This window comes from Ideonella sp. (genome assembly GCF_041918995.1).
Lineage (GTDB): Bacteria > Pseudomonadota > Gammaproteobacteria > Burkholderiales > Burkholderiaceae_C > Ideonella.
On the sequence record NZ_JAYRUN010000004.1, the window covers coordinates 169,082 to 180,662 of the forward strand.

Below are 11,581 nucleotides of genomic sequence, written 5' to 3' on the forward strand. Positions count from 1 at the left end.
CCCGGCCGGGGCCAGGGCCGCCGGTCAGCCGCCCAGCGCCTGCCCGTGCCGGCGCTTGCGCTCGGCGGTGTAGGCCCACCAGGGCCGCGGCGAGGCGCCCTGCATGAAATCGACGATGGCGTAGAAGGTGTCGAGCACGCACGGGTCCTGGCGCGTGCCGGTGGCCCGTTCGAGGGCGCGGTACAGCGCGAAGGCGTCTTTCCCGCGCAGGTCGGACGGGTGGTGCACACCCAGCAGCCGCAGGTCGCGCGCCATGGCGGGCCCGACATTGGGCAACTGCTCCAGCGTGCTGCAGTCGGCCGCGCTGGCCGCCTTGGGTGCCTTGATGGCGGGTACTGCCTGGCCCATGTGCGCCCCTACACCAGCATGTGCTGGCGCACGAGGCCCACCGCCACCCCTTCGATGGCGAACTCGCACTGGCCTGGCGCCACGACGATGGGCTCGAAATCGGGGTTCTCGGGCAGCAGCTCGATGGCGTGGCGCGTGCGGTGCAGGCGCTTGACCGTGACCTCGTCGTCCAGGCGCGCCACCACGATCTGGCCATTGCGGGCGTCGGTGGTCTTCTGCACGGCGAGCAGGTCGCCGTCGATGATGCCGGCATCGCGCATGCTCATGCCCTTCACCTTGAGCAGGTAGTCGGGCCGGCGCGGGAACAGGCTGGCCTCGAGCACGTAGGTCTGGTCGATGTTTTCCTGGGCCAGGATGGGGTTGCCCGCGGCGACGCGGCCCACCAGGGGCAAGGTGAGCTGGGCGAGGCTGGGCAGGGGCAGCGAGAATTGCTTGCCGCGCGCTTCGTTCAGGGCCCGCAGCGTCTGCGTCTGCAGGCGGATGCCGCGCGAGGTGCCGCCCAGCAGCTCGATGACGCCCTTGCGGGCCAGGGCCTGCAGGTGCTCCTCGGCCGCGTTGGGCGAGCGGAAGCCCAGTTCGGCGGCGATCTCGGCACGCGTGGGCGGCGCGCCGGTGCGCTCGATGGTGGACTGCACCAGATCGAGAATCTGCTGCTGGCGCGCGGTGAGCTTGGGGCTTTCCATCATCGGGGCGGCCTACCGCGAAGGCGGTACGGCTGAGGTTGTATCCAGTATCTGTATTTTTATCCAGACCTTCGACAAATGCAAAGCACCGTGGTGATCCTGGGTACCGGCGGCACCATCGCCGCCGCCGGCGGCGACGTGGGCTACGCCGCCGGGCAGCTGTCCGTGGCGCAGCTGCTGGCCGCCGTGCCGGCCCTGTCCGCCTGGCCGCTGGAGGCCGAGCAGGTGGCGCAGCTCGACAGCAAGGACATGTCGCACGAGGTGTGGCAGCGCCTGGCGCAGCGCGTGGTGCACCACCTCGCGCGCCCCGAGGTGGCCGGCGTGGTCGTCACCCACGGAACCGACACCCTTGAGGAAACGGCGTACTTCCTGCAGCGGGTGCTGGCGCCGGCCAAGCCGGTGGTGCTCACGGCCGCCATGCGGCCGGCCACCTCGCTGCAGGCCGACGGCCCGCAGAACCTGCTGGACGCCGTGGCGGTGGCGGCCCACCCGGGCGCCCGGGGCGTGGTGGCCGTGCTGCAGGGCCGCGTGCACGGGCCGGTGGACGTGCGCAAGCGCGAACCGTTCGCGCTCGATGCCTTCGATTCGGGCGAAGCCGGGCCGGTGGCCCTGGTGCAGGACCAGGGCCTGCGCGTGCTGCGGCCCTGGCCCGCCACGCCGTCGGTGGGCACGCAGGCGCTGGAGCGCGCGGTGGCCGACTGGCCGCGGGTGGGCGTGGTGGCCAGCCATGCCGGCGTGGACGGCGTGGCCGTGCGCGCCATGGTGGCGGCGGGCTACCAGGGCCTGGTGCTGGAAGGCACCGGCAATGGCACGGTGCACGCGGCGCTCGTGGACGCCGCCGCCGAGGCACGCGCCGCCGGCCGGGTGGTGTGGCGCAGCACGCGCTGCGCCGGAGGTGGCGTGGTGGGCCAACCCGCGGGCGAGCTGCCCTCGGCCGGGGTGCTCACCCCGGCCCGCGCGCGCATCGAGCTGATGCTGCGCCTGATGGCCGGCGAACAAGGCGAGCCGATCGCCCCGTCCGCAGGCTGAGGGCCGAGGGCCCCGCCGTCAGGCCACGGTGAGCGTGACGTCGATGTTGCCGCGCGTGGCGTTCGAGTAGGGGCACACCTGGTGGGCGGCGGCCACCAGCTGCTCGGCGGCGGCGCGGTCCATGCCCGGCACCTGGATCTGCATGGCCACCTGGATGCCGAAGCCCTGGGGGATCGGGCCGATGCCCACGTCCGCGGTGATGGACACGTCGGCCGGCAGGCTGATCTTCTGCTTGGCCGCGACGGCCTTCATGGCGCCGATGAAGCAGGCCGAATAACCGGCCGCGAACAGCTGCTCGGGGTTGGTGCCGGCGCCGCCGTCGCCGCCCAGTTCCTTGGGCGTGCTCAGGTTCAGCTCGAGCCGGCCGTCGTCGGACTTGGACGTGCCGGCGCGGCCGCCGGTGGAGGTGGCGCGGGCGGTGTAGAGGACTTTGTCGAGGGCCATGGGGGTTCCTGGGTGACGGGGAGGAGAAAGCCTGCGCGGTCAGGCGCTGGCACGGGACAGCTGCGCGCGCAGGGCGTGCAGCCGGTGGGTGAGGGCAGCCACTTCGTCGAGCGCGCAGTCGGTGGCGCACAGCACCTGCCGGGGCACGGCGCGGGCGCGCTCCCTGAGCGCTCGGCCCGTGGGCGTGAGCTGGATCAGCACGCGGCGCTCGTCCCCGGCGTCGCGCAGGCGCTGGACCAGGCCCTGCGCTTCCAGGCGCTTGAGCAGCGGGGTGAGGGTGCCCGAGTCCAGCGCCAGGCGCTCCCCGATCGCGCCGACCGGCTGGCCGTCGGCCTCCCACAGCACCAGCATGACGAGGTACTGGGGGTAGGTCAGCCCCAGCGGGGCCAGCAGCGGCTTGTAGAGCTTGGTCATGGCCAGCGAGCTGGCGTACAGGGCAAAGCACAGCTGCGCGTCCAGGGCGAGCCAGTCGGCGCCCGCGTTGGCGGGGGTGGCCGGGGAGGAGCGAGGTGGGTGGGACGCCATGGCAGAAGTATTGCGCACAATCTAATCACGTACTGTGGGAAAGGGCTTGCCGGGCCGGGAGGGGTCGCCTCGGCTGTAGGACCGTGGCTACATCCGTTTGGCGGCCTGTCCGCTTGGCAGCGGCGCGGCGGCTACCGACGATGGGCCCGCACGACGGCGGCTGCCCCTGGAGGGACCGGCCCCCGCGGGCACCGCACCCACGAACAAGGAGAAGGACAAATGCACAGATCCCTGAAGCCGGCGGCTGCCGCCGCGTTGGCGCTCTGCGCCGCCCAGGCGGGCGCCGAGGTCACGTTCTACCAGCGCGCCGATTTCGATGGCCGCGCATTCACCACCTACGAGACCATCAACGACCTGAGCCGCTATGGCCTGAACGACCGCGCGTCGTCGGTGGTGGTGGCGCGTCAGCGCTACGAGGTCTGCGAGCACGCCCGGTTCGAGGGCCACTGCGTCATCCTGCGGCCGGGCAGCTACCCCTCGCTCGCGGCCATGGGGCTCAACAACCAGGTCAGCTCCGTGCGTCCCGTTCCCTGGAACGCGAGGGTGGACGAGCGCCGCTTCGCGCCGCCGCCGCCCGTGGGCTACGACTACTACCGTCGCCGCGGGCAGGAGCCGCTGTACGAAGCCCAGATCGTGTCCGTGCGCGCCGTGATGGGCACGCCGCAACAGCAGCGCTGCTGGATCGAGCGCGAGCGCATCCCGGTGGAGAACAACCCGAATGCCCCCAATGTCGGGGGCGCGGTGGTCGGCGCCATGATCGGCGGCATCCTGGGCCACCAGATCGGCTCGGGCAGCGGCCGCGACATCGCCACGGTGGGCGGTGCGGTGGCCGGCGCGGCCATCGGCTCACAGCTGCCCGACGGCCGGCCCGACTACAGCGTGCAGCACGTGCAGCGCTGCACCGGCGGGCGGGAGCGCGAGCGGCCGCAGTACTGGGACGTCGTCTATACCTTCCGCGGCATGGAGCACCACATGCAGATGGCCAGCCCGCCGCCGCCGAACGCGACCATCACGGTGAACCAGTACGGCGAACCGCGCGTCTGAGCGTTCAGGCCGCCGCGCGGCGGCCCGTGAGCTGCCGCGTGATGGCCGTCTTGAGTGGCGGCAGCCGGCTGGCGACGCGCAGCACGGCGGTGCGCACCAGCCTGGCTGGCGCCCGGTCGTCGGTGAACAGCCGGACGATGGCGTTGGTGCCCAGGTAGACGGGCAGGGTGGTGCGGCGGTGTTCGTCCGCCCAGCGCTGCAGCGCCGGTGCGTCGGCGAGGTCGCGCCCGGCCTCATGGGCCAGCTGCAGCGCCGCGGCCAGCCGCTCCACGCCGTACAGGCCGAAGTTGTAGCCGTGCGCGGTCACCGGGTGCATGCCCACCGCGGCGTCGCCCACCAGGGCGAAGCGGGCGTCGGCGAAGCGGTGCGCATAGGTGGCCACCAGCGGGTACGCGTGGCGGTCGCCGGCCGCCTGCATGCTGCCCAGGCGATGGCCGAACTGCTCGGCCAGGCGCTGCGCAAAGGCCTCCGGCGACAGGGACAGCCAGCCGGGGGCGTCGTCGCTGCGCACGGTGAGCACCGCCGACGACTGCCGCCCTGCCATGGGCAGCATCGCCAGCGTGTTGCCGTAGCGGAAGCACTCGTGCGCCACGCCGTCGTGCTCGGCGGCATGGGCCATGCGGCAGACGATGGCCGTGCGGCCGAAGTCCAGCATGCGCGCGCCGATGCCGGCCAGCCGGCGCACGCCGGAAAAGCGGCTGTCGGCCGCAACGACCAGCGGCGCCGCATGCCGCTCGATCGTGCCGCCCGTGGCCGCCGCGTCGATCCAGGCCTGGGCGGCATCGCGGCCGAAGCCCACGGCGCGGGTGTCGCCTTGCAGCGTGACCAGCGGCTGGGCACGGGCGGCGGCGTGGCAGGCGGCGCGGATGCGGTGGTTGGGCACCAGCCAACCCAGCGCCTCATGGCCGTCGTCGCGGGCGTCGAAGGGCAGCACCCAGGCGGAGCCGCCATCGCTCACCTGCGCCTGGCGCAGGGGCGCGATCTCCTCGGCTGGCAGCCGCTGCCAGATGCCCAGCTGCTCGAGGATGCGGCGGGCGCGGTGCGTCAGCGCGATGTCACGGCCGTCCTCGGGCGGATCCTCCAGCGTGGCCAGCGGGGCCTGCTCCAGCACGCGGCTGGCGATACCGGCCTGGGCGAGGGCCACCGACAGGGCCAGGCCCGCCGGGCCGGCGCCCACGATGAGCACGCCGGCCGGCGTGCCGTGGGTGGAGGAGGAGAGTGCGGGGGTGGGGGCGGCGGAGGTCATCACGCCGCGCAGTGTCGGCACCGCCCGCCTGCGCCGGCTTGATTCGGATCAGGACCGTTGCACGGCCCGGGCGCAGGCGGCGCCCACGACCACGAACAGCGCCAGGCTCCAGAACGCGTAGGGGATGCCCAGCAGGTCCACCGCGGCGTCGGCGCAGGAGGCCATGGGCACGAACACCGACGGCGCCAGGTCGTACAGCCCCAGGCCCTGCATCAGGCGGTCGGCGAAGGTCAGCGCGCAGCTGTCGCTGGCGGCGGCGACGAAGTGCTGCCACAGGGCCGCCGCCACGCCCGACAGCGACAGCAGCAGCCCGACGGCAGCCAACGCCCGCCGCGCGCCGGCAGGGCGCAGGGCCAGCGCCAGCACGGCCAGCGCGCCGATGACCAGGAAGATCAGGCGCTGCAGCGTGCACCACGGGCACGGCGGCATGTCGAACCGGTACTGCGACAGCAGGGCCAGCGCCACGCCGCCCCAGCTGGCGAGCGCCGCGAAGCCCAGCCACAGGGCGGGGCGGTCCCAGGGGCGGTGCACGGCCATGGCCGACGCGCTCAGGCCTTGAGCTCGGCGATGAGCTCGATCTCCACGCAGGCGCCGAGCGGGATCTGCGCCACGCCGAAGGCGCTGCGCGCATGGGCGCCGGCCTGCGGGCCGAACACCTGGCCCAGCAGTTCGGAGCAGCCGTTGGTCACCAGGTGCTGCTCCGTGTAGGTGGGGGTGGAGTTCACCAGGCTCATCACCTTCACGATGCGCGCCACGCGGTCGAGGTCGCCGCCCGCCGCGGCCTGCAGCGTGCCCATCAGGTCGATGGCGATCGCGCGCGCGGCGGCCTGGCCTTCCTCGGTGGTCATGGTCAGGCCGAGCTGGCCCACCCACGGCTTGCCGTCCTTCTTGGCGATGTGGCCGGACAGGAAGACCAGCGAGCCGGTCTGCACGAAGGGCACATAGGCCGCGGCCGGCACCGCCACGGGCGGCAGCGTGATGCCGAGTTGGGCCAGGCGGGCAGCGACGGAGGAGGAGGACATGCGGGGCTCCAGGGGGAAAACGTGATCGGCGGGCATCCTACACTGGGGCATGCAGGGAGGAGGCGCCGACAGCAGCGCCGCGGGCGGCTGGGTGGCGGCCCTGGCCGCCGCATGGCTGGCCGGGACGGCGCTGCAGCTGCAGCAGGCGCACGCATGGACGGCCGGGGCCTATGCCGCGCTGGCCGGCGTCGCCGTGGCCGGCCTGGCCGTGGCGGGCCTCATGGCGGGCCTCAACGCAGGCCTCACCGCGGGCCCGCCGCGGGCTGCCAGCCGGGCCACGGGGTGCCGCGCGCTGGCCCTGGCCGGCGTGGCCGTTCTCGCCTTCTCGCTGGCCGGCTGGCGCGGCGCCGAGCGCCTGGCCGACCGCCTGGACCCGGCGCTCGAAGGGGCGGACCTGGTGGTCACCGGCCGGGTCGTCGGGCTGCCGCAGCCCGGGCCCGAGGGCAGCGTGCTGCTGCTGGACACCGAACACGCCCGCGGCCCGGACGGCCAGGAGGTCGCCGTGCCCTCCCGCGTGCGCCTGGGCTGGAGCCGGCCCCGCGAGGGCGCCAGCGGCGTCCAGGGCGCCGTGGCCCGCGCCGGCGAACGCTGGCAGCTGCCGGTGCGCCTGAAGCAGCCGCATGGCGTGCTCAACCCCGAGGGTTTCGACGCCGAACTGTGGCTGTTCGAGCAGGGCATCGGCGCCACCGGGAGCGTACGCGCGTCGGCACCCCAGGCGCTGGCCCGCCTGGACGGGCCACGCGCCTGGCACCCGCGCGACCGCCTGGACGCGGCGCGGCAGGGCTGGCGCGACGCGGCGCTGCTGCACGGCGCCGACCCAGTGGCCGCCGGTGTGGTCGCCGCACTGGCGGTGGGCGACCAGTCGGCGATCGAGGCGCCCGCGTGGGCGGTGTTCCGCCAGACCGGCGTGGCCCACCTCATGTCCATCAGCGGCCTGCACGTCACCCTGTTTGCCTGGCTGGCGGCGGGCGTGGTGAGCCGGCTGTGGCGGCGCAGCGCCCGCCTCGCGCACGCCTGGCCGGCACCGCAGGCGGCGCGATGGGGCGGGGTGGCGCTCGCGGCGGCGTACGCGGCGCTGGCGGGCTGGGGTGTGCCGGCGCAGCGCACGGTGTGGATGCTGGCCGGCACGGCGCTGGTACAGGGCAGCGGCCTGCGCTGGCCGCCGCTGCTGGTGTGCGCCGTCGCCGGCGCCGGCGTGGCCGCGCTGGACCCCTGGGCCCTGCTGCAGCCGGGCTTCTGGCTGTCGTTCACCGCGGTGGCCCTGCTGATCGCCAGCCAGGCGACGTTCGGGCACGGCAGCGCCCCGGCCGGCCCACGCGCCCGGGCCCGGGGGTGGCTGCGGGCGGGCCTGCACCAGCAGGTGGTCGCCACGCTGGCGCTGGCGCCGCTCACCCTGGTGATGTTCGAGCAGATCTCGGTGGTGGGGTTCGGGGCCAACCTCGTGGCGGTGCCGTGGGTGACGGCGGTGGTGACGCCGCTGGCGCTGCTGGGCCTGCTGTGGCCCGGCGCCTGGACGCTGGCCGGGTGGGCGCTCGCGCCGCTGTGGCAGGGCCTGCAGGCGGCGGCGGGCTGGCCGTGGGCCGTGTGGTCGGTGCCGGCCGCGCCGGGCTGGGCGGCCGCGCTGGGCCTGGCCGGCGGCGTGCTGCTGGTGCTGCCCCTGCCGTGGCGCGCCCGCCTGGCCGGGCTGCCGCTGCTGCTGCCTCTGCTGTGGCCGGCGGTGGAACGCCCGGCGCCCGGCCGCTTCGAGCTGGTGGTGGCCGACGTGGGGCAAGGCAGTGCCGTGCTGGTGCGCACGGCGCACCACCTGCTGCTGCACGACACCGGGCCGCGCTATGGGCTGGACAGCGACGCCGGCGAGCGCGTGCTGCTGCCCCTGATGCGCGCGCGCGGCGAGCGGCGCATCGATGCGCTGGTGATCAGCCACCGCGACACCGACCATGCGGGCGGCGCCGCCGCCGTGCTGCAGGCCATGGCGGTGCAGGAGGTGCTCAGCAGCCTGGAGCCCGCCCACCCGCTGCGCGCGGCACGCGGCCCAGGCGGCCGGGCGGTGCCGCACCGGCCCTGCGAGGCCGGGCAGGCCTGGTCCTGGGACGGCGTGCGCTTCGAGGTGCTGCACCCGCCGCCCGGCCCGGCGGCCGCGTCGCCGGCCGGGCGCGAGCCGGCGCCCAACACCCGAAGCTGCGTGGTACGCGTGGTGGACGGTGCCGGCCGCGCGGTGCTGCTCACCGGCGACATCGAGGCGGCGCAGGAGCAGTGGCTGGCCGGGCCGGCAAATGCTGCTCACGATCTGCGCGCGGACGTGCTGATCGTGCCGCACCATGGCAGCCGCACTTCGTCCACCGACGCCTTGCTGGCGGCCGTGCGCCCGCGGGTGGCGGTGCTGCAGGCCGGCTACCGCAACCGCTACGGCCACCCGCATCCCACCGTGCTGGCCCGTTACGCCGCCCTGGGCATCCCGGTGGTCCGAACGGACCAATGCGGTGCATGGATGTGGAGCGATGATGGTGCCCGGTGCACCCGCGAGGTGCGCCGGCGCTACTGGCACTGGCGCCCCGCCGCCGAGCCGCCCGAGGGTGGTGCGGTTGTTGCTATTCCTCACACGAGGAGAGCCGAATGACGCGACCGAGCTTCGACGAGATGCACGCCACCAGCACCACGGTGCGCGCGCATTACCGCACCTACGACCGCTGGCTGGCGCAGCAGCCGCGCGACATGATGCGCAGCCGGCGCGAGGAGGCGGAAGTGATCTTCCGGCGCGTGGGCATCACCTTCGCGGTGTACGGCGACAAGGACGATGGCGAAGGCACCGAGCGGCTCATCCCTTTCGACCTGATCCCGCGCATCATCCCGGCGCACGAGTGGCGCGAGATGGAGCGCGGGCTGAAGCAGCGCGTGACGGCGCTGAACCGCTTCATCCACGACATCTACCACGGGCAGGAGATCCTGCGGGCGGGCATCGTGCCGAGCGCGCAGATCCTGCACAACGCGCAGTTCCGCCCCGAGATGATGGGCGTGAACGTGCCGCAGGACGTCTATTCGCACATCGCGGGCATCGACATCGTGCGCGCCGCCAATACCGACGGCAGCGGCACCTACTACGTGCTGGAGGACAACCTGCGCGTGCCCAGCGGCGTGAGCTACATGCTCGAGGACCGCAAAATGATGATGCGGCTGTTCCCCGAGCTGTTCAGCGAGCACCGCGTGGCGCCCGTGGCGCACTACCCCGACCTGCTGCTGGAGACGCTGCGCAGCGTGGCACCCAGCGGCGTGAACGACCCGACCGTGGTGGTGCTCACCCCCGGCATGTACAACTCGGCCTATTTCGAGCACGCCTTCCTGGCGCAGCAGATGGGTGTGGAGCTGGTCGAAGGCAAGGACCTGTTCGTCAAGGACCGCTTCGTCTTCATGCGCACCACCCAGGGGCCGAAGCGGGTGGACGTGATCTACCGCCGCATCGACGACGACTTCCTCGACCCGCGCGTGTTCCGGCCCGATTCCACGCTGGGCTGCGCGGGCCTGGTGGAGGCCTACAAGGCCGGCAACGTCACGCTCAGCAACGCCGTGGGCACCGGCATCGCCGACGACAAGTCGATCTACCCCTACGTGCCCAAGATGATCGAGTTCTACCTGGGCGAGCGGCCGATCCTGCAGAACGTGCCCACCTGGCAGTGCCGGGAGCCGGCGGACCTGCAGCACGTGCTGGCCCACCTGGACGAGCTGGTGGTCAAGGAGGTGCATGGCGCGGGGGGCTACGGCATGCTTGTCGGCCCGGCCGCGTCCCGCGAGGAGATCGCGTCGTTCCGCCAGCACCTGCAGGCCAACCCGGCCAACTACATCGCCCAGCCCACGCTGAGCCTGTCGACCTGCCCCACCTTCGTGGAGACCGGCATCGCGCCGCGCCACATCGACCTGCGGCCCTTCGTGCTGTCGGGCACCCAGGTGCAGATGGTGCCGGGCGGCCTCACCCGCGTGGCGCTGAAGGAGGGCTCTCTGGTGGTCAACAGCAGCCAGGGCGGCGGCACCAAGGACACCTGGGTGCTGGAGGACGACCCGGACGTGATCGCGCCCCCGAGCCAGAGCCAGAGCCAGAGCCAGAGCCAGAGCCAGAGCCAGAGCCAGAGCCAGAGCCAGAGCCAGAGCCAGAGCCAGCGCGGCTGATCCGATCTTCCAAGGGGCACCACATGCTGTCACGCACCGCCGACCACCTCTTCTGGATGGCCCGCTACATGGAGCGGGCCGAGAACACCGCCCGCATGCTGGACGTGAACTACCAGACCGCGCTGCTGCCGCAGTCCGCCGCCGTCGCGCAGCAGGGCTGGGCGGGTGTGCTGGGCATCTCCGAGCTCACGTCCGACTACAGCGCGCGCTATGGCGCCATCCAGCCGCGCCAGGTGATGGGCTACATGGTGCGCGACGAGCGCAACCCCTCGTCCATCCTCAGCTGCCTGCGCGCGGCGCGCGAGAACGCGCGTGCCGTGCGGGGCACGCTCACCACCGAGGTGTGGGAGACCACCAACCAGACCTGGCTGGAGTTCGACCGCATGGCGGCCGACGGCAGCCTGCAGCGGGATCCCGCGGCCGTGTTCGAGTGGGTGAAGTTCCGCTCGCACCTGTCGCGCGGGGTGACGGCCGGCACCATGCTGCAGGACGAGGCGTTCCACTTCATCCGCATCGGCAGCTTCCTGGAGCGTGCTGACAACACCGCGCGCCTGCTCGACGTGAAGTTCCACGCCCTGCAGGGCGACTTCTTCGGCGCGGCCGACCAGCGCGAAGGTGAATATGACTTCTACCACTGGTCGGCGGTGCTGCGCTCGGTGTCCGGCTTCGAGGTCTACCGCAAGGTCTACCGCAACGTCATCACGCCGGAGAAGGTGGCCGAGCTGCTCATTCTGCGGCCGGACATGCCGCGCTCGTTGGCGGCCTGCATGAACGAGGTCGTCACCCACCTCAAGCTGGTGGCCAACGAACAATCGGCCGACACGCTGCGGCGCGCCGGCCGGCTGCAGGCCGATCTCGAGTTCGGCCGCATCGACGAGATCCTCGCCACCGGCCTGCACGCCTTCCTCACCCAGTTCCTCGACCGCGTCGGCGACCTCGGCCTGGGCATCAGCCGCGACTTCCTGGTGGCCGCATGACGAGGAACACGTTCCGAGTCCGCGGGCCGAGCGCCGGGCCGCTCCCAAGCCGGCCCGCGGCCCCCTCGGGGGGGCGGCCGACGTACCCGGCGGACGGGGGGCACC

Annotated in this window: 12 protein-coding genes; 5 read left to right on the forward strand and 7 right to left on the reverse strand. The window is 73.4% G+C overall.

All coding sequences use genetic code 11. The annotated features are described in order from the left end of the window. Positions 1–24: 24 nt before the first annotated feature. Positions 25–348 (reverse strand): helix-hairpin-helix domain-containing protein, encoded by a 324-nt coding sequence (locus ACE3UN_RS05060; protein WP_374673828.1) that lies wholly within the window; start codon positions 346–348, stop codon positions 25–27. An 8-nt stretch (positions 349–356) separates the two neighbouring features. After that, a complete protein-coding gene (gene lexA / locus ACE3UN_RS05065) occupies positions 357–1,034 on the reverse strand; it encodes a transcriptional repressor LexA (protein ID WP_374673829.1) in 678 nt (225 codons plus the stop codon). 75 nt (positions 1,035–1,109) lie between these two features. Here lexA and ACE3UN_RS05070 point away from each other — a divergent pair, with 75 nt between their 5' ends. Then, on the forward strand, positions 1,110–2,060 hold the full coding sequence (locus ACE3UN_RS05070) for an asparaginase (RefSeq protein WP_374673830.1): 951 nt from the start codon (positions 1,110–1,112) through the stop codon (positions 2,058–2,060). An 18-nt stretch (positions 2,061–2,078) separates the two neighbouring features. Here ACE3UN_RS05070 and ACE3UN_RS05075 read toward each other — a convergent pair whose 3' ends face one another. Both ACE3UN_RS05075 and ACE3UN_RS05080 read right to left on the reverse strand, forming a co-directional pair. Continuing rightward, on the reverse strand, positions 2,079–2,504 hold the full coding sequence (locus ACE3UN_RS05075) for an organic hydroperoxide resistance protein (RefSeq protein WP_374673831.1): 426 nt from the start codon (positions 2,502–2,504) through the stop codon (positions 2,079–2,081). Positions 2,505–2,543: 39 nt separating this feature from the next. Then, complete coding sequence (locus ACE3UN_RS05080; protein WP_374673832.1) at positions 2,544–3,029, reverse strand: MarR family winged helix-turn-helix transcriptional regulator; 486 nt, start codon at positions 3,027–3,029, stop codon at positions 2,544–2,546. A 219-nt stretch (positions 3,030–3,248) separates the two neighbouring features. On the opposite strand from ACE3UN_RS05080, the gene ACE3UN_RS05085 reads away from it, so the two are divergent. Continuing rightward, complete coding sequence (locus tag ACE3UN_RS05085) at positions 3,249–4,073, forward strand: beta/gamma crystallin-related protein (protein WP_374673833.1); 825 nt, start codon at positions 3,249–3,251, stop codon at positions 4,071–4,073. Positions 4,074–4,077: 4 nt separating this feature from the next. On the opposite strand, the gene ubiM is transcribed toward ACE3UN_RS05085, so the two are convergent. From ubiM to ACE3UN_RS05100, 3 genes are read right to left on the reverse strand one after another with little or no spacing between them, the layout of a single operon-like run. Continuing rightward, complete coding sequence (gene ubiM / locus ACE3UN_RS05090) at positions 4,078–5,319, reverse strand: 5-demethoxyubiquinol-8 5-hydroxylase UbiM (protein WP_374673834.1); 1,242 nt, start codon at positions 5,317–5,319, stop codon at positions 4,078–4,080. A gap of 48 nt (positions 5,320–5,367) precedes the next feature. Continuing rightward, positions 5,368–5,856, reverse strand: coding sequence for a disulfide bond formation protein B (locus ACE3UN_RS05095; protein WP_374673835.1), 489 nt, complete (start codon positions 5,854–5,856; stop codon positions 5,368–5,370). Positions 5,857–5,867: 11 nt separating this feature from the next. Next, complete coding sequence (locus ACE3UN_RS05100) at positions 5,868–6,341, reverse strand: RidA family protein (RefSeq protein ID WP_374673836.1); 474 nt, start codon at positions 6,339–6,341, stop codon at positions 5,868–5,870. A gap of 49 nt (positions 6,342–6,390) precedes the next feature. Between ACE3UN_RS05100 and ACE3UN_RS05105 the strand changes: the two genes are divergently transcribed. The 3 genes from ACE3UN_RS05105 to ACE3UN_RS05115 are packed head-to-tail and all read left to right on the forward strand — an operon-like array spanning position 6,391 to position 11,476. After that, complete coding sequence (locus ACE3UN_RS05105) at positions 6,391–8,958, forward strand: DNA internalization-related competence protein ComEC/Rec2 (protein WP_374673837.1); 2,568 nt, start codon at positions 6,391–6,393, stop codon at positions 8,956–8,958. Beyond that, positions 8,955–10,499, forward strand: a complete 1,545-nt coding sequence (locus ACE3UN_RS05110; protein ID WP_374673838.1) for a circularly permuted type 2 ATP-grasp protein — start codon at positions 8,955–8,957, stop codon at positions 10,497–10,499. The genes ACE3UN_RS05105 and ACE3UN_RS05110 overlap by 4 nt, the downstream gene beginning before the upstream one ends. 23 nt (positions 10,500–10,522) lie before the next feature. Then, positions 10,523–11,476: an alpha-E domain-containing protein gene (locus ACE3UN_RS05115; RefSeq protein WP_374673839.1), complete on the forward strand. Its 954-nt coding sequence runs from the start codon at positions 10,523–10,525 to the stop codon at positions 11,474–11,476. Positions 11,477–11,581: the final 105 nt, after the last annotated feature.

Coding starts and splice junctions, on each gene's coding strand:
- ACE3UN_RS05060 (WP_374673828.1), bottom strand. CDS start 348: ATGGGCCAGGCAGTACCCGCCATCAAGGCACCCAAGGCGGCCAGCGCG.
- lexA (WP_374673829.1), bottom strand. CDS start 1,034: ATGATGGAAAGCCCCAAGCTCACCGCGCGCCAGCAGCAGATTCTCGAT.
- ACE3UN_RS05070 (WP_374673830.1), top strand. CDS start 1,110: ATGCAAAGCACCGTGGTGATCCTGGGTACCGGCGGCACCATCGCCGCC.
- ACE3UN_RS05075 (WP_374673831.1), bottom strand. CDS start 2,504: ATGGCCCTCGACAAAGTCCTCTACACCGCCCGCGCCACCTCCACCGGC.
- ACE3UN_RS05080 (WP_374673832.1), bottom strand. CDS start 3,029: ATGGCGTCCCACCCACCTCGCTCCTCCCCGGCCACCCCCGCCAACGCG.
- ACE3UN_RS05085 (WP_374673833.1), top strand. CDS start 3,249: ATGCACAGATCCCTGAAGCCGGCGGCTGCCGCCGCGTTGGCGCTCTGC.
- ubiM (WP_374673834.1), bottom strand. CDS start 5,319: ATGACCTCCGCCGCCCCCACCCCCGCACTCTCCTCCTCCACCCACGGC.
- ACE3UN_RS05095 (WP_374673835.1), bottom strand. CDS start 5,856: ATGGCCGTGCACCGCCCCTGGGACCGCCCCGCCCTGTGGCTGGGCTTC.
- ACE3UN_RS05100 (WP_374673836.1), bottom strand. CDS start 6,341: ATGTCCTCCTCCTCCGTCGCTGCCCGCCTGGCCCAACTCGGCATCACG.
- ACE3UN_RS05105 (WP_374673837.1), top strand. CDS start 6,391: ATGCAGGGAGGAGGCGCCGACAGCAGCGCCGCGGGCGGCTGGGTGGCG.
- ACE3UN_RS05110 (WP_374673838.1), top strand. CDS start 8,955: ATGACGCGACCGAGCTTCGACGAGATGCACGCCACCAGCACCACGGTG.
- ACE3UN_RS05115 (WP_374673839.1), top strand. CDS start 10,523: ATGCTGTCACGCACCGCCGACCACCTCTTCTGGATGGCCCGCTACATG.